Genomic DNA, 20,221 nt, shown 5'->3' with positions numbered 1-20,221 from the left:
TACACCTCAGAGACCCAGCGGCGCCAGGCGTTCCCGGAATGGCTGCACCACTACAATCACCACCGGTTCCACACCGCGATCAGCGGCCCTCCCGCCACCCGCGTACCTAACCTCTCGGGGCAGTACACCTAGGGCTTGCGGCCGACCGCGCAGTACTGGGCGACCGGGGTGGCGGTGCCGAGGTCGACCGCGTCCGGGCGCCACAGCGAGCACGAGGAGATGCCCGGGTCGACCAGGTCGAGCCCGTCGAACAGCCCGGCGAGCTGAGCGGCGTCGCGCAGCACCAGCGGGGTGGAACCGCCCTCGTTCCAGAGCCGGGCGGCCTCCCGCATGGCCTCGCCGTGGACCTCGTCGGTGGAGTGGGAGACCGCCAGGAAGCTGCCGGAGGGGACGGCGGCCAGCAGCCGTCCGATGATCGCGGACGCCTGGGCGGTGTCGGGGATGAACTCCAACACGCCCAGCAGCATGATCGCGATCGGGCGCTCGAAGTCCAGGGTGCGCGCCGCCTCGCCCAGGATGTCGTCCGGCGAGCGGAGGTCGGCGTCGATGTAGCTGGTGGCCCCCATGTCGCCGCCCACCATGAGCGCGCGGGCGTGCGCGAGCACGATCGGGTCGTTGTCGACGTAGACGACGCGGCAGTCCGGGGCGACCGACTGCGCCACGTCATGGGTGTTGCCCGCGGCAGGGATGCCGGTACCGATGTCGAGGAACTGGCGGACGCCCTCTTCGGCGACCAGGTGGCGGACGGCGCGGCCGAGGAACTCGCGGTCGGCTCGGGCGTTGGCGACCATGTCGGGGATGGCCGCGAGGATATGGTCGCCGGTTTCGCGGTCGGCGGCGAAGTTGTCCCGGCCGCCGAGCCAGTAGTCCCAGATGCGCGCCGGATGGGCGACGGAGGTGTCGATGTCGCGGGGGGCGGCGGTGTCGTCGGGGGCGGGCTTCATCCACGCCGGCGTGTCGCTCATGAAAAGGGGGTCCAGCCTTCGGAGGGTCGGTGTCCGGTCGGTCACCGCATCGTAGCGTCGGCCGCTTTCGCGGTGTCCGGCGCGGGATGCCGGATTCCCCACAGGCGGGGGGTTCCGGGCCCGGGCGGAGGCGGGGGAGCCGAGGCCGCGCGGCCGCCGTCACTCCCCGATCTTGGGCGCGGGGGCGGAGCTGGAGGCGTCGGGGCCGGGCTTGCTGTTCGAGGGGCGGCAGTTGAAGCAGTTCAGGCGGAAGACCTCCTCGTCGGCGACGGTGCCGAGGTAGGAGCCCGGAAGGCTCTCGTCGGCGGCGTCCTGGCCCGCCAAGGCGGTGTGGTCGATACGTCCCTCGAAGCGGGCCGGGGCGTCCTCGCGGGTGATCCCGCTGCACTCGACCGTGGCGGCGGTGTCGTCGTCCGGCCGGGCGGCGCACTCCAGCTTGCCTTTGATCCGGTGCCCCTTGCGCTCGAACTCCGTCTCCGCCTTGGCGCGCAGGAGGACCGACGACAGGTCGCCCACTGTCGTGCGCAGCGCCGCGGCGTCCTCGGACGCGCCGCCCGAGCAGCCCGTTGCGGCGAGGGCGACGGACACGAGGGCGGCCGCCAGCGCGGCCGTGGATCGACGACCGGTCATGCTACGGCTCCGTTCGCTGCGCTGTTGCCTGCTCATCCGCACGCGACCACTATCGCGCCGGGGCGGCGCGGGGTTGAGGAGCGCCACGGGGGCCGGCGGTCAAGGATCGGGCATGATCCGGCAAACGGGGCCGGTCCGTCGACCGGGCTTCCGCGTGTTGACGAGCACGAGAACTGTCGGGCTCCGAACTCGCCTGCACGAGTGACCGGAGTCGCCTGCCCTCGTCGGCCCACACCTTCGGAGAGGCGGTGGATGTCATCGGTCGGGCAGGGGTGCCCGATCAGAGCGTGATGTGCTCGCGGAGCTTGCCCTTGACGTGCGGGCGGGTGCCGCCCGGGCGCACGGGCAAGGCTGGGCATTCGCATCTCGATCCCGGCGGGGCTGAGCGGGGCGCTGACCGGCACGGCCGCGAATCCGCGGTCGTCCTCCTCCCACCCGCAGTCGGCCTCGACGGCGCGCACCCGGCCCGCGGTGCCGTCGGCGACGTAGGCGATCGCCTGAGGTAGCGGCGCCGGGCCGGAGTGATGTTCCACCACATCCGGTCGGCATCGTGTCGGACCTCCTTGGAGGCGCCGGTCCCGCCGAAGCGGCGGTTGGTGCCGGCGTCGACCTTCTTCTTGCCGCACGTGTTGCGGTAGACGACCAGGGCGAAGTCCTTGCCCTGGTTGGCGGCGGTCAGGTGGCGGCGCATGGTCGGGCGCGAGACGTGGAAGGTCTCGGCGATCTCCTCCACGGTGTGCTGGCGGGAGTCGTACATCTGCTGGGCGATGTCGAGCCGGCGCTGGGTGGGCTTGGGACGGCGCCTGGCGCCCGCCGGTGCGGCCGCGGGCGCGCGGCGGCCCTCTAGGCCGTCGCGGGTGTTGGCGACGATGAGCTCGCGCTGAAGTTCGGCCAGGACGCTGAGCATGCCGAACATCGCGCCGCCCTCCAAGGTGGAGGTGTCGATGCCCTGCTCGGTGACGTGCGGGCCGATGTCGCGATCGCGTAGGTCGGCGCCGAGGTCGATCAGGGTGCTGGACGGAGCGGGAGAGGCGGTCCAGGCGGGCGATCTTGAGGGTGTCGCCCTCGCGGAGCGGTTCGAGCACGAGGTCGGGTTCGGGGGCGGGGCGCCTTGGCGCCGCCGGCGGTATGGATGTTGCCCTCCAGGCGGTGGCTTGACGCCTTAGACCGCTCGGATGTCCTTCGGCGCTACTCGATTAGCGCCCGCCAAGGAGCTCGTGACCAACGCCGCGATGGCGGTGAGGACACCGAAGAAGATGATGTCGACCACGGCGAAGAGCCCGACCGTGGGGATGGCCTCCGCCAGATCCGGTGCCGCTTGCCACAACCAGTCGTCCAGGAAGATCTGCACACTCGACAGCGGAAAGTACATCAGGAACGCGAAGGGGGCCACCAGCAGGGCGGTGAGCAGCGGAGAGGCCGCACCGGACATTCTCAGTACCAGCCAGGTCGACACCGGGGTCAAGAGGTAGACCAGGGCCGTCATGATCATCCCGCCCGCGATGGGCCCCAGGGAGTCCGCGAACATGATGACGACGAGCAGGCTCAGGAGCGAGGCTGCCAGAGCCCCGCCCGCCCCGGCCGCGAAGCCGGCCAGGACAGGGCGGAGAGGGCTGGGGGAAGCGGAGGATTCGAGGTTCATGCCACGAGTGTGGGCGCCTGTGGGAGCTACCGCATGAGTTCACGTACTCATATTCGTGGGGTGCTCGCCCTGCCGCCGTCGCCGGGCCCGCGGGCCTATCCCGTTGGCAGGGGCGGTGGCGGAACCATCGTCAACATCGCCTCGGCCATGGCTCACGTCGGCACGGCCTTCTATCGCAGGTCAGCGGCCTGATCTAGGGCTGTGGTGCCAGGCGGACATGTCGAGGACGAACCGGTACCGGACGTCGCCGTCCTCCAGGCGGTTCAACGCCTCGTTGACGCGCTCGGAGGGGAGGACTTCCACGTCGGCGGCGATGTCGTGCTCGGCGCAGAACGCGAGCATCTCGGCGGTGCCTTTCGTCCCTCCGGTACCGGAGGAGGTGAGCTTCTTGCGGCCGGCCGTGAGTTCCAGAATGCGCGGACCGGTCAGCAGTGGGTTCCCCACGACGGAGAGGGTCCCGTCCAGCCCGAGCAGTCGCAGCAGCGGTGAGAGGTCGTGGTCGGCGGAGATCGTGTCGAGGATGAGGTCGAAGCGACCACGAGCGAGCTGCATCTGATGGTCGTCGGTCGTCAAGACAAGGCCATCGGCTCCGAGGGCGCGGGCGTCGTCGGCCTTGTCGGCGGTGCGACTCAGGACGGTGACCTCCGCGCCGAGGGCGGCGGCGAGTTTCACGCCTAGGTGACCGAGACCGCCGAGGCCGGCGATGGCGACGCGGCTACCCGGCCCGATACCCGCCGCCCGCAGCGGCTCCCACATGGTGATCCCCGCACACATCAGTGGAGCAGCCGCGGCCGGACCAAGCGCCTGAGGCAGGAGATAGGCGAACTTCTCCCGCAGCACGTACTCGCGGCTGTAGCCGCCGCGCCCGATCCCGGCCGACATCTGGTGCTCGTTCGCCGCTGACGGACCGGTGCTCGAACCACTGACGCCCCCGCGCACGTCGACACCGCGGGCGGCGGGAACCGGGAACCGGGAACCGCCGGAGTCGGACATTTGAGATCTACGCCGTCAAGGTGGGCGTTACGGTCATTCCGCGCGCGGGGGAGCGGGCTCCGGGTGTTTCCGCGAAGCATCAGAGGCTTCCGGCGCACCGGTGTCACCGTGTCGGGCGCATGTGCCCTGATTGCAGCCCGATGAACTTTCTGCCAACTGTTGACAGTTGTCATTCGCCCCTGTTGTGATGAACCTCGCAAACGGGATTCCTTGCTCGAAAGGAATGGTTATGCAGCGGCTCAGAGTGGGCGTCGTCGGACTCGGCACCATGGGTGCCCAGGTGCTCTGGCAACTCACCAGGCGCGGGGTCGACGCCACCGGCTACGACACCTACTGGCCGGGCCACCCCAAGGGCGCCGCCGGCGGGGAGACCCGGCTGTTCCGCACCGTCGAGATCGAGGACCTCCGCTACGCGCCGCTCGTCTCCCGGGCACACGAGATCTGGGGCGAGCTGCAGGAGGAGACCGGCCGGGAGCTGCGCGTGCTCGACGGCGCGCTCACCATGGGCTCGCCGGACCACGAGCAGATGCGCACCGCCCTCGAATGCGCCCGCGCGTCGGACTTCCCGCACGAGGTCTACGACGCGGCCGAGCTGAGGCAGAGGCACCCCCAGTTCGCGATGGACCCCGGCGACGTCGCGATCTGGGATCCCAACGGCGGATCGATCCGCCCCGAGCTCACCGTCGCCGCCACCGCGGCGCTCGCCGAGCGCAACGGCGCCACCGTCCACCGCTCCGCCGCCGTCCGCGAGATCCGCGAGACGCCGCGCGGGGTCGCTGTGGCGACCGACGCGGGCGAAACCGAATTCGACCGGGTCGTCGTCGCCGCGGGCGGCTGGACCAGCGGGCTGCTGCCCCGCTTCGCCCCGCTGCTCACGGTGCGGCGGCTGATCTCGGCCTGGTTCTTCGCCCGCGAGCCCGGCCACCTCGACCGGATCGCGCCCTTCATCCGCACCGTGCCCACCTACTGCTACGGACTGCCGGTCCCCGACCGGACCGCGATGAAAATCGGCCTGGGGTTCGACCACCACCTGCCCGCCGACCGCCCCGACGAGGTCGAGCGCATCGTGCGCCCCGAGGAACTGGAGCCGTTCCAACGGGTCGTCGAACGCTACCTGCCCGGCCTCGACCCGCACCCCATGCGCACCGACACCTACATCGAGACCTACACCCCCGACCACCGGGAATGGGTCGGCGCGCACCCCGACATGGCCGACGTGATCGTCCTCGCCGGATTCTCCGGGCACGGATTCAAGATGTGCCCGGCGATCGGCGAGGCAGGCGCCCAACTGGCCGTCGACGGATATTCGGACCTGGACATCGGATTCCTCCGCCGTCCAGGGGGCTCCCCCGCCGCGATGGGCTGACGACGCTCACCCGCCCTCCACCCATCACCGGTACCCCGCATTGACCCAGACGGAAAGAGGTGATTCACCAGATGCCCCGGAAGAATCGATCCGCGCCGTGGGCGGCCGCGCCCGGAGGCGGGCTCGACCGCCGCCGGCTCCTCCAGCTCGCCGGCCTCACCGGCCTCGCCGGCGCCGGCCTGCTCACGACCGGCGGCTGCTCGGCCTTCGGACGCCAGCGCGAAGGCACGGTCGTCTTCGTGTCCGACGGCGGCGAGTACCAGGCGGCCGAGCGCGACGCCTGGCTCACCCCTTTCCAGGAGCTGCGCCCCGACCTGCTCGTGGCCGAGGACGTGCCGAAGAACTACGCCAAGCTCCAGGCGATGGTCGGCAGCGACAACGTGCTGTGGGACCTGGTGACCGCCACCGGCGACTTCGGATTCGGCGAGGACCGGGAGTCCCTGGTCGACTTCGCCGGCCACGGCCTGCCCCTCGACGAGCTCATGCCGCGGTACACCCACGACTCCATCGTGGGGCACACGATCTTCTCCAACGTGCTCGCCTACCGGACCGACGCCTTCGGCGGCCGGGAACCCGGGGGATGGGCCGACTTCTTCGACCTCGACGCGTTCCCCGGCCGGCGCGGGCTGCGCAACTTCCCCTCGGGCGCCGTCCTGGAGATCGCGCTGACCGCCGACGGGGTCGCCCCGGAGGACCTCTACCCCATCGACTTCGACCGGGCCTTCGCCAAGCTCGACACCATCAAGCACGAGACCGTCTTCTGGACAACGGGTGCCCAGTCGGCGCAGCTCCTCGCCGACGGCGAGGTCACCATGGCCCAGGTATGGAACGGCCGGGTGTTCAACCTGCAGAAGGAGGGTGCGCCGATCGCCATCCAGTGGAACCAGCACTTCATCCAGGCCGACTCCCTCGTCGTCCCGCGCGGCGCCAACGTCGAGCACGCGATGGACCTCGCCAGATTCTGCCTGTCGGCGGAGAACAACGCGAAGCTGTCCCAGTACATCCCCTACGGCCCCACCAACCAGGAGGCGCTGGACCTGGTCGACCCCGCCATGGTCGAGCACCTGCCCACCAGCTACCTCGACATCGGCATCGACTTCGACAACCGGTGGCTCAACGCCAACCGCGCCGAAGTCGACTCCCGGTGGCAGAACTGGGTGAGGTCGGCATGAGCGCCGCGAGCCCCGCCCCGTCGAGGGGCGACGAGGGCCACCGCCGCTGGAACATCCTGGTGTGGCCGGCGCTGGTCTTCCTCACCGTCCTGTTCCTGTTCCCCTTCCTCCAGACGGCGCTGCGGTCGGTGACCGAGCCCGGCCCCGAGAACTACGCCATCTTCGTGGACGACCCCGTCTACCTGCGGTCCCTGGTGCAGACGTTCCTGACGGCGCTGGTGGTCACGGCGGTCGCGCTGCTGATCGCCTACCCCTACGCCTACCTGATGTACCGCTCGGGGCCGGTGGCCGCGGGGGTCCTCACCCTCCTGGTGGTCCTGCCGTTCTTCACCAGCCTGCTCGTGCGCACCTACGCGTGGACCGTCTGGCTCCAGGAGACCGGGACGATCAACTCCGCGCTGATGGCGCTGGGGATCATCGACGCGCCCCTGCCGCTGATGCGCAACATGCTCGGCGTCACGATCGGCATGACCCACTCCCTGCTGCCGTTCATGGTCTTCCCGATCTACGCCTCCATGCGGCGCGTCCCGCCGTCGCTGGTCCCCGCCGCGCGCAGCCTGGGCGCGACGGCCGCGTTCACCTTCCGCACCGTGTTCCTGCCGCTGACGGCGCCAGGTGTGGTCGCCGGTGCCCTCATCGTCTTCGTGATGTCGCTGGGCTACTACGTCACGCCCGCGCTCCTGGGGTCGCCGAGCAACTCGATGCTCTCCGAACTCATCGTCAACCAGGTCGAGCAGCAGGTCCAGTTCGGTGTCGGCTCCGCGATCGGCATCGTCCTGCTGGCCCTGACCCTGGCCTTCCTCTTCCTGGGGACCCGGCTGGTCGGGTTCAAGGACATCGTCACGGGAGGCCGCTGATGATCGCCAAGCCCTCCTGGGCCCTCAAGGTGTTCGGCGCCGTCGTCGGCGCGCTGCTCATCCTGCCGACCCTCGTGGTCATCCCGATGTCGTTCTCCGAGAGCGCGCTGCTGAGCTTCCCGCCGCAGGGGTTCTCGCTCGTCTGGTACCGGGAGTTCTTCACCGACCCGCTGTGGATGTCCGCGGTCGCCCAGAGCCTCCAGGTCGCCGTGTGCACCACGGTGCTGTCGGTGGTGCTGGGGATCATGACCGCGCTGGGGCTCATCCGCGGCCGGTTCCGCGGCAAGGGCATGCTCCAGGTGCTGATCCTGAGCCCGATGATCATGCCGCTGGTGGTGCTGGCCGTGGGGCTGTTCCTGGTCTACAGCGACTGGCGGATCCTCGGCTCGCTGGGCGGGCTGATCCTCGCCCACACCGTGGTCGCCTACCCGCTGGTCTACATCGCCGTCTCCACCAGCCTGTCCGGCATGGACCGGTCGCTGGAGCAGGCCGCCGCCAGCCTCGGGGCCACGCGGTGGTTCGTGTTCCGCACGGTGACCCTGCCCCTGATCGCGCCGGGGGTGCTCAGCGGCGCCCTCTTCGCGTTCACCACGAGCTGGGACGAGCTGATCCTGTCGATCTTCCTCTCCAGCCCGATCGTCAAGACCCTCCCCGTCGTCATGTGGCAGCAGGTGCAGACGGAGCTGTCGCCGACCCTCGCCGTCGCCGCGACGCTCGTCATGGCCACCACGATCGTGCTGGTCCTCGCCGCCGCGTGGATCGCCACCCGCAGGAAGGTAGTGAAGCCGTGACCGCCACGACCCTCGGCGGAGAACTCCGCCTGTCCGATGTGCGCATGTCCTATGGAGGACAGCGGGGCGTGGACTCCGTCAGCCTCGACGTGCGCCCCGGTGAATTCCTGACCATGCTCGGCCCCTCCGGGTCGGGCAAGACCACGACGCTCAACCTGATCGCCGGGTTCCTGGAAGCGGAGTCGGGGTCCATCGCCCTCGACGGCACCGAGCTGGCCGGGATCCCGCCGCACCGCCGCGAACTGGGCATCGTCTTCCAGCAGTACGCGCTGTTCCCGCACATGACCGCGGCCCAGAACATCGGCTACCCGTTGCGCGTCCGCGGGATCAACGGCGAGGAGCGGCGCAGGCTCGTGGCCGAAGCGCTCGACCTGGTGCACCTGTCGGAGTTCGGCGACCGCAAGCCGGCCCAGCTGTCGGGCGGCCAGCAGCAGCGCGTGGCGCTCGCCCGCGCCACCGTGTTCAAACCGCGGCTGCTGCTCATGGACGAGCCGCTGGGCGCGCTGGACAAGAAGCTCCGCGAGGCCATGCAGATCGAGATCACCAGGATCTGCCGGGAGCTGGGCGCCACCGTGGTCTACGTCACCCACGACCAGGAGGAGGCCCTGGCCATGAGCGACCGGATCGCCATCTACAACGCGGGCCGGATCGAGCAGCTCGGCACCGCCGAAGACCTCTACGAGCGTCCCGCCTCGCTGTTCGTCGCGGACTTCGTGGGGGAGTCGACGGTGCTGCGCGGCCGCTCCTCCGGTGCCGGCCTCGCCTTCGGCGGCGCGACACTGGCCACCGCGGCCGGCGGCGGCGCCCTCCCGGACGGCGCCGCCGCGGCGCTGGTCCTGCGCCCGGAGAACGTGGCGGTGTACCCGTTGTCGGCCGACGACGCGGTGCCGGCCGGGCACGACCGCATCCGCGCGACCGTCACGGAGTGGATCTACCTCGGTGCCGCCAAGAAGTGCCTGCTGGCCTGTCCCGACGGCACCACCGTCACGGCGCGCGTCGCCACGGACGCCGGCGGCGGCGCGCTCGCCCCCGGCGACGAGGCGATCGTCGCCTGGGACCCGGCGAAGTCGGTGGTCGTCCCCGACGGCCCCCGCTCCGCGGACTGACCCGATCCGCCCACCGACCCGCTCGGTGACCTCACCGGCTCAGCGGGCCGGCCCGCTCCGCGACCCGCCCTGATCCGAACCCGGACCGCCGGGGCGGCACCGCCGGGTGCCGCCCCGCCCGCCCACACACCCGCCACCCCACCCCGAGGATGGAACCGTGCCCACCAAGCCCGTAGTGACCTTCGACTGCTACCGCACCCTGGTCGACTTCGACCTGAACCGCGCCACCCTGCCGATCGTGCGCGACCGCCTCGACGAGGTCGGCGTCGACCACGACGAATTCCTCGACAACCTGCGCGTCATGCGCTTCCAGGCGGTGGCGCAGCCCTACCGGCGCTACGCCGACATCGTCCGCCAGACGCTGGAGACGTGCATGCTCCTGCACGGCGTCGAGTTCCGCGACGAGGACCACGAGCGGCTCATGGACAGCGCCCGCAGGTTCCCCGCCTTCCCGGAGGTGCCCGCCGCCCTGCGCCGGCTCAAGGAGGGCGGCTACCAGATCGCGATCATCACCAACAGCGACGACGACCTGATCCCCTACCACCTGGCGGCCATCGGGGTGGAGTTCGACCACGTGGTGACCGCCGAGCAGGCCGGCGCCTACAAGCCGCGCGACCAGGCGTTCCAGCACCTGTTCTCGGTGCTGCCGCAGTCACTCGACCAGATCACCCACGCCGCCCAGGGCTGGGAGTACGACATCATGCCGACGAGGAAGTACGGGATCCGCCGCGTGTGGGTCAACCGGTACGGCCGCAAGGGCAGCGAGTTCTACCGGCCCTACGACGAGATCGCCGACCTGGCGGGGCTGCCGCCGTTGCTGGGCATCGAGGTGGAAGGGTAGGGCCATGTCCCGCATCACCCTCGCCGTCGCGGTCGGCGAGCACCGCCCCGACCTCTCCCACCTGGCCGGCGCCGAGGTGCGCTATGCCGCGCCCGCGGAGCTGCCCGCCGCGATCGAGGGGGCCGACGCGCTGCTGGTGTGGGACTTCTCCGCGCACGGGATCGCCGAGGCGTGGCCGCGCGCCTCGGCGCTGCGGTGGATGCACGTCAGCAGCGCCGGGGTCGACCGGGTGCTGACGCGGCAGGTCGTCGACAGCGACGTGGTGGTGACCAACGTCCGGGGCGTGCTCGACGACACGATCGCCGAATACGTGCTGGGCCTGGTGCTGGCGTTCGCCAAGGACCTGCCCGGCACCCTGCGGCGCCAGGCCGATCGGCGGTGGGAGCACCGGCCGACCGCCCGGCTGCGGGGTTCGCGGGCGCTGGTCATCGGCCCCGGCGCCGTCGGCCGGGCGATCGGCTCCCTGCTCGGCGGGGTGGGCGTGGCCGTCGACGCGGTGGGCCGCTCGCGCCGGGGCGGCGACTCCGTGTTCGGGGCGGTGCACGGCCCGGACGAGCTCGCCGGGGTGGTGGGCGGCTATGAGTGGGTGGTCGTCGCAGCTCCGCTGACCGAGGAGACCCGGGGACTGGTCGGCGCCGACGTGATCGGCGCGATGGCGGCCGGCGCGCGGCTGGTCAACGTGGCGCGCGGGCCGATCGTGGACGAGGACGCGCTGACGGACGCGCTGCTCGGGAGGCGTATAGCGGGGGCCGCGCTGGACGTGTTCGGCCGAGAACCGCTGCCGGAGTCACACCCTTTGTGGGGGTGCCCGAATGTTATTATCTCACCGCATATGGCGGGGGATTTCTTCGGGTGGCGCGATTCCCTGCTCGATGTATTCACCGAGAACTTCGAACGGTTCAGGTCGGGCCGGACATTGCTGAACGTCGTCCGCAAAGACCTGGGATTCGTCGTCTGACCGGGCCGGGAGCCAACCGGTCCGTCGTATCGACCGGGCCGGTGCACGACCGGCCTGTCATGTGGCCGGGCCGGTGTGCGACCGGTCCGGTCGATCATTGGGAGGAGACCCGATGGGCGGGCTCGACACCGTCAAGCCCATGAGGAACCAGGGGACCGCCGATCTCATCGCCGACCTGCTGCGGGAGCGCATCCTCAACGGCGTGCTCGCGGCGGGGGAGCAGATCAACGAGGTGCACCTGGCCGCGCGGCTGGAGACCAGCCGCGGCCCGGTGCGCGAGGCGGTGCAGAGGCTGGTCCAGGAGGGCCTGCTCACGTCGGTGCGCAACCGCGGTACCTCGGTGGTCGAGCTCGACTCCGACGACATCGCCGACGTCTACCGGGCGCGGCTGGCCGTCGAGCGCGAGGCGGCGCGCGTGGTGTTCTCCCGCGACCTGGGCGGGCTGGTCGCCGCGCTCGACACCGTCCTCGACGACATGCGCACGGCCCTCGCCGGCCGAGTCTGGGGCGAGGTCGCCCGCGCCGACCTCACCTTCCACCGCACCATCGTCGACGCCGCGGGCAGCCGCCGGCTGAGCAAGATGTTCGCCACGCTGATCGCCGAAACACTCCTGTGCATCCACAAATTCGAGTACATCTACGATCCCCCCGATGTCATCCTCGAACACCACCAGCGCCTGGCCGACCTCCTCCGAGCCGGCGACGCCGACGACTACTTGCGCGAGATCGACTGGCACCTCCAGAATTCCGTGAAAACGATACGGGCGGCGGCTTCCGCCGACTGACGGATGTGGTTTCTCGTTGGACTTGTTCATTTCTCATCGTTCTGACCTCTCCGTGTCATTGAGCTGACGGAACGATGAGAACGCCGGCGACTTTCGGAGGTTCCATGTCGATTCGCTGGGGCATCGCCGGAACCGGTGCCATCGCGAACGGATTCGCCGACGCGCTCGGCCGGCTGCCGGACGCGCGGTTGGTGGCGGTCGGGTCCCGGAGGAAGGAGAGCGCCGACGCTTTCGGTGTCAAATACGGCATCCCGACCGCGGGCCGGCACTCCTCGTACGAGCAGCTGGCGGCCGACGACGACATCGACGTCGTCTACGTGGCGTCACCCCACTCCCACCATCACGAGCACACCCTGCTGTTCCTGAACGCAGGGCGCAACGTGCTGTGCGAGAAGCCCTTCGCGCTGACCGCGGAACAAGCCGCGGAGATGGTGGCCACGGCCCGGCGAAACAAGCGGTTTCTCATGGAGGCGATGTGGAGTCGCTTCCTGCCCGCGTATGTCAGGCTCCGGGAGCTGGTCGGCGCCGGCGCGATCGGGACGGTGCTTTCCGTCGAGGCGGACTTCGGCTTTCCCGTTCCCGAGGACCCGGCACACCGACTGTTCGATCCGGCGCTCGGCGGCGGCTCCCTGCTCGACCTGGGGGTGTACCCGGTCTCGCTGGCGAGCATGCTGCTCGGCGAGCCGGATCGGATCGCAGCGACGGGCAAGCTCGGCCCGACCGATGTGGACGAGCAGGTCGCCGTCCTGAGCGGCTACGACAGCGGCGCGATCGCCATCGCGAAGTCGTCGATACGGTCGCAACTGGCCTGCACCGGCCGCATCACCGGCACGGACGGTCATATCGAACTGCCCTTCCTGGTGCACTGCCCTGACGAACTCATCGTCCATTCCCGGGGCGTCGGCGAGCGGCTGAGCCTGCCCGCCGCCGGTGAAGGCGCAAGCGGCGAGAACGCCGGCGGCGGCCTGCACCACCAAGTCCGGCACGTACACGAACGGCTGAAGGCCGGGCAGGTGGAAAGCGACGTCATGCCGCTGGACGAATCCGTCGCGATCATGCGGACGCTCGACACCGCTCGCCGGCACATCGGTCTCGTCTTTCCCTGACGCGGAGCCCTGTTCGATCCGCCGCCCATCGACGGGCGCCCTCTCAGTGTTCGTTCGCCGGTGGGCGGCCGACCGCCGCGAGGCCGCCGGTGAAGACGAGGACGACTGACCGGGGCCGGTCTCAGCGGCCCCGGGCCGGCTCGCGTCCGGCCTGCCAGGCGGCCGGCGCTTCGGCGGAGACGCGGGCGTAGCGCGCGAGCGAGGCCACCGAGGCGGGGCCGCAGGAGGCGAGCAGGGTGGAGGTGCCGGCGCCGCCCTCGGCCGCGTGCGTCAGCGCGGAGTGCCGGATCCGGTGCGGCGTCGCACCGCCCGAGGCCCGCTCGAACGGCTCGGCGGTACGCCGGTAGGACAGATCGCCGCCGCCGCCGTGCGCCCCGCGCCGCGGACGCCGGATCGACGACCGCTGCGCTTCAGTCGGCCAGGACACCGGCGGGGACCAGGTCGTCGTGCGCGTTCTTCCAGGTCTTGACCCATGTCATGTGCTCAGGGACCAGGACGTCGCCGCACGCGCTGCACACCTGCCCCTGCGTGGTCTCGTTGCCGCACGTCTGGTGGATCATGGCCATGTGCCCGCCGCCCGCGGGCATCGCCGTGTGCCGTTCGCCCCACACCGCGAGCTGCTGGAGCACCGGCAGAAGCTCGGCCGCGGCCTCGGTCGCGGCATAGCCCTGACGGGTGCGCCCCCCGCTGTCGTAGTCGACGCGCACCAGCAGGCCGGCCTCGACCATGGCCTGAAGCCGTCGGCTGAGCACCGCCTCGGAGATGCCGAGATTCCTGCTCAGCGAGTCGAACCTGCCGCGGCCGTGGAGTACGTCGCGGATGATAAGCAGCACCCATCCATCGCCGAGCACGTCGAGTGAGCGCCGGATCGGGCAGAGGTCGTCGGACCAATCAGATCGCAGAGGCATGGCCTTCTCCGTCACCTCGCATCTCGGGTAGGCTGCCCACCAGCCTATAGCTTCCTTGAAGAAAGTCACCTCATGTCGCCAGGATCCCCCGAGCGCGCCCTCGCTCCCCGTGCCTACCGTGTTCACCCCGCTTGGTGGGTCGCGGCCGTGGCGTTCCTGGCTCTGCTGGGCGCCGCGGGCTTCCGCGGGGCCCCGGGGGCGCTGATGGTGCCGCTGCACGATGAGTTCGGTTGGTCGATGAGCGTGATGTCGCTGGCCGTGAGCATCAACCTGGTGCTCTACGGGCTCGTCGCGCCCTTCGCGGCCGCGCTGATGGATCGCTTCGGGATGCGCCAGGTCGTCTCGGCGGCGCTGTTCCTCGTGACGCTCGGCGCCGGCGGCAGCGTCTTCATGAGCGCCTCATGGCAGCTGCTGGTCTTCTGGGGCCTGCTGATCGGCACGGGAACGGGAGCGATGGCGCTGGTGTTCGCCGCGACGATCGCCAACCGGTGGTTCATCCGGCGCCGCGGCCTGGTCATGGGCGTGCTGACCGCCGGGGCGGCGACCGGCCAGCTGGTGATCCTGCCTCCCGTGGCCGCCATGGCCGAGGGCATCGGGTGGCGGCCGGCTTCCCTGGTCATCGCCTCGGCGGCGCTCGTCGTCGTGCCGCTGGTGTGGTGGATCATCCGTGACCACCCCGAAGACCGCGGCGTTCTCCCCTACGGCGCCGACCCGCAGGGCTACACCGCGCCGCCGCGCGCCGTCGGCGGCGCGCTCCGGCGCGCCCTGGAAGGACTGGCCTTCGCGGCCCGGCGCCGGGCGTTCTGGGCCTTGGCGGTCGCGTTCGCGATCTGCGGGGCGACCACGAACGGGCTCGTCGGCATCCACTTCATCCCCTCGGCCCACGACCACGGGATGCCCGCCACCACCGCGGCCGGCCTGCTGGCCGCGGTGGGGGTCTTCGACATCGTCGGCACGATCGCCTCGGGCTGGCTGACGGACAAGTTCGACCCGCGCAAACTCCTGGCCGCCTACTACGCCTTCCGGGGGATCAGCCTGATCCTGCTGCCCTGGCTGCTCTCCGACCAGGTGCACCCCAGCATGGTCCTGTTCATCATCATCTACGGATTGGACTGGGTGGCCACCGTGCCCCCCACCGCGGCGCTGTGCCGCGAGATCTTCGGCGAGCGCGGCACGATCGTCTTCGGCTGGGTGTTCGCCGCCCACCAGCTCGGCGCCGCCGCTGCGGCATTCGGCGCCGGCGTCGTCCGGGACGTCTTCGGCGCCTACACCTACGCCTGGTGGGGCGGAGCGGCGATATGCGCCATCGCCGCCGTGCTGTCGATCATGGCGAGGGGCTCCCACCTGGGCGCGCGCACCATCGAGCCGCCCGCGCAAGTGTCGCCCGTGCAGGAACCGCCCGCACCCGACGAGAGCCGACGCTGACCTCCGCCGGCTCCCGACCGCCGGACGGCGGGCCGGCCGCGACGCGTCCCAGGGGAGGCATGCGCTCCGCGCCGGCCTACCGGCCGATCACCTCGGGGTGCCGGGATGCGGGCGATCCCGGATTCGACCCCATCGGCCTCGTGGCGGACTTTCGCCGACGGCGGTCGGCCCGGGCGGAGGACCGGGCACAGCAAGGGGAACGAAGGATGCTCACCGGGTGACCGGCAGCCTGTCGATGCCGCCGGTGAGCCGGTCCGACAGGATCTCGATGTCCTTGGGATCCGTGGCCCGGCGCAAGGCGGGGAAGCAGCGGAAGAGCGCCGGGAAGGCGACGCGCAGTTCGGTGCGCGCCAGGTCGGCCCCGATGCAGGCGTGCACGCCGTGCCCGAAGGACAGCTGGAGGTTGGGCCTGCGGCTGGCTCGGCGCTCCTCGGGGTCGGCGAACACCGACTCGTCGCGGTCGGCGGCGTCGTTGGAGGTCCGGACCAGGTCGCCCCGATCGACGGTGGTGCCCCGACCTCGACGTCCTCGTGGGCGTAGCGGAGCAGGCCGAGCCCGGCGGGCGCGCCCCGGCAGCGGTCGCGGACGTTCTCCGGGACCACCTCGACCACCTCGACCGCCCGTTCCACGGAACCGGTGGGCGGAGCGGACAGGGCGATGAGACGGAACCCGTGGCACGTCGGTGAGAACGCCGGGCGCACCCGGAGGTCAGGCGGAACCGCTGTCGTGGGTGACGGTGGCCCAGCGGTCGGCGAGGCGGCGGCAGGCGTCGACGAGTTCCGGGGGCTGCACCTCGGTGAGGTCGGTGTCGAAGGTGGCGAGGATGCCGGCGATACCGGCCCACGACCACGCCCCGAGGGTGAGCCGGCAGTGGCCGGCGTCGAGGTGCTCGACGACCGACCCGCCGGGCGCCCAGCGGGCGACGACACGGGCGGGCAGGTCGAGGCGCGCGCTTCCCGTGTACTCCCAGACGGCGAGGGTGTCGCCCCGGTCGTGGTCGGTCATCACGAACCGGGCGACGTCGTCGCCGGGAAGTTCGCGGGCGGTGAAGGGCTGCGTCGTCGCCCGGGGACGCAGCCGATCGACGCGGTGGACGCGCCACGTGTCGTCCGTGAGGTCATAGGCGACCAGATACCAGCGCGCGGCCCACACGACCAGGTGGTGGGGCTCGATGCGCCGGGCGGGGGCGAAGTCGTCGTCGCCGGGGGAGGGGCGCGTACCGTCGGGGCGCAGGGTTTCGATAGCGAGCACGTGCCGGTGGCGTACCGCGCCACCGACCGCGGCGACGGCGCCGGGGTCGATGGGCGGTGCCGGGAACTCCCAGTGGTTCCGCAGCCTGGTCAGGCGCAGGGCCTCCATGGACGCCCGGACACGGGCGGGCATCATCTGCGTGAGCGTGTCCAGCGCCCGCGCCGCGTCGTCGGCGAGGCCGAACACCGTGCCGGGCGCGGTCTGCAGGGCCACCGCGATCGCGAGTGCCTGATCGTCGTCCAACAGCAGCGGCGGCAGGGTGTGCCCGGCGCCGAGCCGGTATCCCCCGTCGCGCCCGCGGACGGTGGTGACCGGGTAGTCGAGCTCGCGCAGGGTCTCGATGTCGCGCCGTGCGGTGCGTTCGCTGACGCCGAGCCGGGCCGCGAGCTCGCTCAGCGACCACTGGTGGCGCGCCGCGAGCAGTGAGAGCAGCCGAAGTGTCCGCCGTGAGGTGTCCGCCACGGTCTCATTATGGGGAGATAGTGGTCATTCGACGGCCACTATCTGCCCCATCCTCCTTGACGACCGGAGTGATCACGGAGTGATGAGTGATGGGGAGCGGAGCATGACGCGTGTCGTCGTTGTCGGTGGCGGGATCGGGGGGCTCGCGGTGGGGGCGGGGCTGCGCTGTCGGGGAGTCGAGGTGGCGGTGTTCGAACGCGACACCGAGGTCGCGGCGACGGGCGGTTACCACATCACGCTGGACGGGCGGGCCCAATCGGCGCTGCGGGAGCTGGTCGCACCGGAGATCTTCGAGCGGCTGCTGGCGTCGGCCTCGGCACTGCGGCTGCGCGACCGGGACGCCTTCTGGGACCGGCGCGGGCGGCTGCTGGGGCAGGGACCGGACCTCAGCGGCGACTCCAGTGTGGACGTCGACCGCATCACCCTGCGGAAGCTGCTGGCCGAGGCGGTCGGCGACGACCTCCACCTGGGCCGGGCGGCGACCGCGGTCGGCCTCGACGAGAACGGGGCACCGCAGGTGGCGTTCGCCGACACCGCACCGGTCACCGGCGATCTGCTCATTGGAGCGGACGGCACGCACTCCCTGGTCGCCCGGCACCTGGCGGGCGGCCCCACGAACACCCCGGCGGGCATCATCGGCTTCTCCGGCCGGACGCGTCTCGATTCACTCAGCCCGAGCGAGCGGCGGCGGCTGGGGCCGCGGTCGGGCCTGGCGATCGGCCGCCACGGCGCCGCGCTCTATGTCGGCTTCCTCGACCCGGTCGGCAACGCCGCACTCGACAAGCCCGAGCTGCGGATGGCGGTCACGACCGGGCCCACCTACATCTGGGGCGCCATGCTCCCCGAGTCCGCGACCACCGACGCCCTGCGCGACCTGCGTGGGAAGGAACTGCAAGCCGCGCTGATCGCCGGCTTCGTCGAGCGGGGCTGGAGCGAGCACACGCTGGAGGTCATCGCCCGCGCAGCCCCGCACACCGTGGCCGCGTTCCGCTTCAACGCCGCATCGACACGGGCACGGGAACTCGCCCCATGGCCCGCTGGCCGGATCACCGCGCTGGGGGACGCCGTCCATGCCACCCCGCCGACCGCCGGCATGGGAGCCGGATCGGCGATCCGGGACGCGGCCGACCTGGTCGAGAACCTGCGCGACGTGGCGGCCGGCACCGCCACGCTCACCACCGCCGTCGGCCGGTTCGAGGAGGACATGCGCCAACGCGGCAGCGAGGTCATCGCCAGGGCCATGATGACCGTCCGTTGGATCCTGGCCACCGACACCGCGCTCGGCGCGGCCGCCACCACCGTCACCATTCCGCTCCTGGCCGCCGCCACCCGGCTGCGCCACCCCCGCTGAGCCGCCCGGCCGACTGCCCGTTCGTACGGCCGACTGCCCGGCTGGCTGCCCGTTCGTCCGGTGCCCGGCCGACCTGAGGGACGGCCGCAGATGGGTGCTCGGCCTATGCGAGGGCCGGACGGCGGGAGGGGTGCTCGGTCGGTGGGAGGAGGGATCGGCCCGACCGTCGGCGGTGCGTGCACGCGGGGGCGGCGCGCGTGCGTACGCACCGCCGGCGGTCACGCTTCGCCCTCCAGAATGCCGTCGATGACGTCGCCGAGGACCGCAGCCCGTTCGTCGTCGGTCAGCAGCCGAAGTTCGGCCAGTGCGTCCTCGGTGCCCACCTTGCGGCCCGCCCGCGACTCGATCACGCAGCCCCGCACCACCGCGTGCGTGGCACGGTCGAGGAAGCGCAGTTCCTGCGGTGGGAGGAGGTCGGCGAGGGCGACCGGGTAGGTGGTGCGGCGGGTGCGCCACTGCTCGGCGCGCTTGAGCGCGTACCCGCGCAGCAGGGAGTCGAAGATCCCTGACGGTGCCAGATCCGCCACCGCCTCGGCGCCGCCCCGCGCCCGGCACGGCGCGCAGTTCGCCGACTCCGCCCTGAGCAGCCGGCGCGCCGCGGGGTGGGTGACGTGCTCGGCGTCGAGGGCGATGAGGTGTCGGTGCGCCATGGGCTCCCCGGGTCGCGGGCGCGCCGGTGGTGTGGCGCGGTTGGCGGCAAGAGTACCGAGACGGCCTCGCGAGCCTCGGCGGTCGGGCCCGTCTCGGTCACCTAGCGGAGCCGGGGCCCGGCAGCGGGCCGGCCGCCGATCGCAGGGGCGGCGTTCGAGCACGACATCGTGCCGAAGTCGGTGAGCTGCATGGAAGCCGGCCGGCCATCGTGGTTCTCTTGGGGAACCCGGATTGCCATGGCCGCAGCGGACAGCCTCGCTCGGTGGAATCCCCGAAAGGATCGCGGAGAGGATGAGCAAGGTCTTCAGCGCCCACGCGGTGTCGGTCGACGGCTACATCACCGGCCGCGATCCCGGTGCCGGGCGCGGGCTCGGCGACGGCCGCCCCTCTTCCAGTCGCTGCCCGAGCACGTGCGCCTCCGCCTGGTCGACGCCGTCCCGGCGCCCGGCGTCACCCACCTCCACTACGAGGTCGATCGATGATCCCCGTCGACGGCGACGGGACAGCGATGGCGACGCCCCGCCGCTCGCCGGCGACCCCGCCACAACCCACAGCAGGAGACGACCACGATGCTCGACCCCGATGTGCGCCGCATGCTCGACGGCACCTCGATCGCCCACCTTGCCAGCGTCCTGCCCGACGGCGCTCCGCACTCCGTCCCCGTCTGGATCGGCACCCACGGCGGCCACGCCGCGATCCTCACCCACCCGCGCTCCCGCAAGGCCCGCAACCTGCACCGCGACGAGCGGGTCGCACTCTCCCTGACCCCGGCCGACGACCCCTACGAGCCGGTCGTCATCCGGGGCAGGGTCATCGAGTGGATCGAGGGCGACGCCGCCTGGGAGATCATCGACCAGATCTCGACGAAGTACACCGGCGGCCCCTACTCACGCGACGAACAGCGCGTCGTCGCCCTCATCGAACCCGACCGGCAGAGCGTGGGATTGTGAGGCACTCTGCCC

Annotated in this window: 22 protein-coding genes and 1 pseudogene; 13 read left to right on the top strand and 10 right to left on the bottom strand. The window is 71.4% G+C overall.

The genetic code is table 11. From position 1 onward, the window contains the following. Window positions 1-132: pseudogene (locus ACFO4E_RS20225) on the top strand (IS481 family transposase); the annotation flags it as partial. Here ACFO4E_RS20225 and ACFO4E_RS20220 read toward each other — a convergent pair. From ACFO4E_RS20220 to ACFO4E_RS20200, 5 genes are all read right to left on the bottom strand, one after another. Next, complete coding sequence (locus ACFO4E_RS20220; RefSeq protein ID WP_378577081.1) at window positions 129-965, bottom strand: SAM-dependent methyltransferase; 837 nt, start codon at window positions 963-965, stop codon at window positions 129-131. The pseudogene ACFO4E_RS20225 and the gene ACFO4E_RS20220 sit on opposite strands and share 4 nt — an antisense overlap. Before the next feature lie 159 nt (window positions 966-1,124). Beyond that, window positions 1,125-1,595: a hypothetical protein gene (locus ACFO4E_RS20215; protein WP_378577079.1), complete on the bottom strand. Its 471-nt coding sequence runs from the start codon at window positions 1,593-1,595 to the stop codon at window positions 1,125-1,127. Between the two features lie 280 nt (window positions 1,596-1,875). After that, the gene (locus ACFO4E_RS20210; protein ID WP_378577087.1) at window positions 1,876-2,601 is read right to left on the bottom strand and encodes a recombinase family protein; all 726 of its coding nucleotides are present in this window, start codon (window positions 2,599-2,601) and stop codon (window positions 1,876-1,878) included. Between the two features lie 156 nt (window positions 2,602-2,757). After that, window positions 2,758-3,237 carry a hypothetical protein gene (locus tag ACFO4E_RS20205; RefSeq protein ID WP_378577078.1) on the bottom strand — a complete coding sequence of 160 codons (480 nt, stop codon included), beginning with the start codon at window positions 3,235-3,237 and terminating at the stop codon, window positions 2,758-2,760. 180 nt (window positions 3,238-3,417) lie between these two features. Next, entirely contained in the window at window positions 3,418-4,230 is an 813-nt protein-coding gene (locus ACFO4E_RS20200) for a zinc-binding dehydrogenase (RefSeq protein ID WP_378577076.1), read from the bottom strand. Window positions 4,231-4,459: 229 nt separating this feature from the next. On the opposite strand from ACFO4E_RS20200, the gene solA reads away from it, so the two are divergent. The 9 genes from solA (at window position 4,460) to ACFO4E_RS20155 (ending at window position 13,211) form a co-directional block, all read left to right on the top strand. Further along, the gene (gene solA, locus ACFO4E_RS20195) at window positions 4,460-5,596 is read left to right on the top strand and encodes an N-methyl-L-tryptophan oxidase (protein ID WP_378577074.1); all 1,137 of its coding nucleotides are present in this window, start codon (window positions 4,460-4,462) and stop codon (window positions 5,594-5,596) included. Between the two features lie 71 nt (window positions 5,597-5,667). Further along, window positions 5,668-6,768 (top strand): ABC transporter substrate-binding protein, encoded by a 1,101-nt coding sequence (locus tag ACFO4E_RS20190; protein WP_378577072.1) that lies wholly within the window; start codon window positions 5,668-5,670, stop codon window positions 6,766-6,768. Beyond that, window positions 6,765-7,625, top strand: a complete 861-nt coding sequence (locus ACFO4E_RS20185; RefSeq protein ID WP_378577071.1) for an ABC transporter permease — start codon at window positions 6,765-6,767, stop codon at window positions 7,623-7,625. The genes ACFO4E_RS20190 and ACFO4E_RS20185 overlap by 4 nt, the downstream gene beginning before the upstream one ends. Further along, window positions 7,625-8,416: an ABC transporter permease gene (locus tag ACFO4E_RS20180; protein WP_378577069.1), complete on the top strand. Its 792-nt coding sequence runs from the start codon at window positions 7,625-7,627 to the stop codon at window positions 8,414-8,416. Before ACFO4E_RS20185 ends, ACFO4E_RS20180 begins: the two co-directional genes overlap by 1 nt. Continuing rightward, window positions 8,413-9,522 carry an ABC transporter ATP-binding protein gene (locus ACFO4E_RS20175; RefSeq protein ID WP_378577068.1) on the top strand — a complete coding sequence of 370 codons (1,110 nt, stop codon included), beginning with the start codon at window positions 8,413-8,415 and terminating at the stop codon, window positions 9,520-9,522. Before ACFO4E_RS20180 ends, ACFO4E_RS20175 begins: the two co-directional genes overlap by 4 nt. A 157-nt stretch (window positions 9,523-9,679) precedes the next feature. After that, complete coding sequence (locus tag ACFO4E_RS20170; RefSeq protein WP_378577066.1) at window positions 9,680-10,363, top strand: haloacid dehalogenase type II; 684 nt, start codon at window positions 9,680-9,682, stop codon at window positions 10,361-10,363. 4 nt (window positions 10,364-10,367) lie between these two features. Then, window positions 10,368-11,321 carry a D-2-hydroxyacid dehydrogenase gene (locus ACFO4E_RS20165; RefSeq protein ID WP_378577064.1) on the top strand — a complete coding sequence of 318 codons (954 nt, stop codon included), beginning with the start codon at window positions 10,368-10,370 and terminating at the stop codon, window positions 11,319-11,321. A gap of 112 nt (window positions 11,322-11,433) precedes the next feature. After that, on the top strand, window positions 11,434-12,105 hold the full coding sequence (locus ACFO4E_RS20160) for a GntR family transcriptional regulator (protein WP_378577062.1): 672 nt from the start codon (window positions 11,434-11,436) through the stop codon (window positions 12,103-12,105). A gap of 104 nt (window positions 12,106-12,209) precedes the next feature. Further along, a complete protein-coding gene (locus tag ACFO4E_RS20155) occupies window positions 12,210-13,211 on the top strand; it encodes a Gfo/Idh/MocA family protein (protein ID WP_378577061.1) in 1,002 nt (333 codons plus the stop codon). A gap of 121 nt (window positions 13,212-13,332) precedes the next feature. Here the strand turns inward: ACFO4E_RS20155 and ACFO4E_RS20150 are convergent, their stop codons facing one another. After that, on the bottom strand, window positions 13,333-13,638 hold the full coding sequence (locus ACFO4E_RS20150) for a site-specific integrase (RefSeq protein ID WP_378577059.1): 306 nt from the start codon (window positions 13,636-13,638) through the stop codon (window positions 13,333-13,335). Next, the gene (locus tag ACFO4E_RS20145) at window positions 13,622-14,119 is read right to left on the bottom strand and encodes a winged helix-turn-helix transcriptional regulator (RefSeq protein ID WP_378577058.1); all 498 of its coding nucleotides are present in this window, start codon (window positions 14,117-14,119) and stop codon (window positions 13,622-13,624) included. The genes ACFO4E_RS20150 and ACFO4E_RS20145 overlap by 17 nt, the downstream gene beginning before the upstream one ends. A gap of 72 nt (window positions 14,120-14,191) precedes the next feature. On the opposite strand from ACFO4E_RS20145, the gene ACFO4E_RS20140 reads away from it, so the two are divergent. Further along, a complete protein-coding gene (locus tag ACFO4E_RS20140; protein WP_378577056.1) occupies window positions 14,192-15,544 on the top strand; it encodes an MFS transporter in 1,353 nt (450 codons plus the stop codon). A 210-nt stretch (window positions 15,545-15,754) separates the two neighbouring features. Here the strand turns inward: ACFO4E_RS20140 and ACFO4E_RS20135 are convergent, their stop codons facing one another. Then, window positions 15,755-16,222: a cytochrome P450 gene (locus ACFO4E_RS20135; protein ID WP_378577054.1), complete on the bottom strand. Its 468-nt coding sequence runs from the start codon at window positions 16,220-16,222 to the stop codon at window positions 15,755-15,757. 30 nt (window positions 16,223-16,252) lie between these two features. Beyond that, window positions 16,253-17,257 (bottom strand): helix-turn-helix transcriptional regulator, encoded by a 1,005-nt coding sequence (locus tag ACFO4E_RS20130; protein WP_378577053.1) that lies wholly within the window; start codon window positions 17,255-17,257, stop codon window positions 16,253-16,255. Window positions 17,258-17,360: 103 nt separating this feature from the next. Here ACFO4E_RS20130 and ACFO4E_RS20125 point away from each other — a divergent pair, with 103 nt between their 5' ends. Beyond that, the gene (locus ACFO4E_RS20125) at window positions 17,361-18,608 is read left to right on the top strand and encodes an FAD-dependent oxidoreductase (RefSeq protein ID WP_378577051.1); all 1,248 of its coding nucleotides are present in this window, start codon (window positions 17,361-17,363) and stop codon (window positions 18,606-18,608) included. Window positions 18,609-18,826: 218 nt separating this feature from the next. Here the strand turns inward: ACFO4E_RS20125 and ACFO4E_RS20120 are convergent, their stop codons facing one another. After that, window positions 18,827-19,258, bottom strand: coding sequence for a hypothetical protein (locus ACFO4E_RS20120; protein ID WP_378577049.1), 432 nt, complete (start codon window positions 19,256-19,258; stop codon window positions 18,827-18,829). 570 nt (window positions 19,259-19,828) lie between these two features. Between ACFO4E_RS20120 and ACFO4E_RS20115 the strand changes: the two genes are divergently transcribed. Continuing rightward, complete coding sequence (locus ACFO4E_RS20115; RefSeq protein WP_378577048.1) at window positions 19,829-20,209, top strand: TIGR03618 family F420-dependent PPOX class oxidoreductase; 381 nt, start codon at window positions 19,829-19,831, stop codon at window positions 20,207-20,209. Window positions 20,210-20,221 lie beyond the last annotated feature (12 nt).

The sequence above is a fragment of the Nocardiopsis mangrovi genome (assembly GCF_042653925.1).
GTDB classification, from domain to species: Bacteria; Actinomycetota; Actinomycetes; order Streptosporangiales; family Streptosporangiaceae; genus Nocardiopsis_B; species Nocardiopsis_B mangrovi.
The sequence above is the reverse complement of the archived record's forward strand: the minus strand, read 5'-3'. Positions and strand labels throughout refer to the sequence as shown.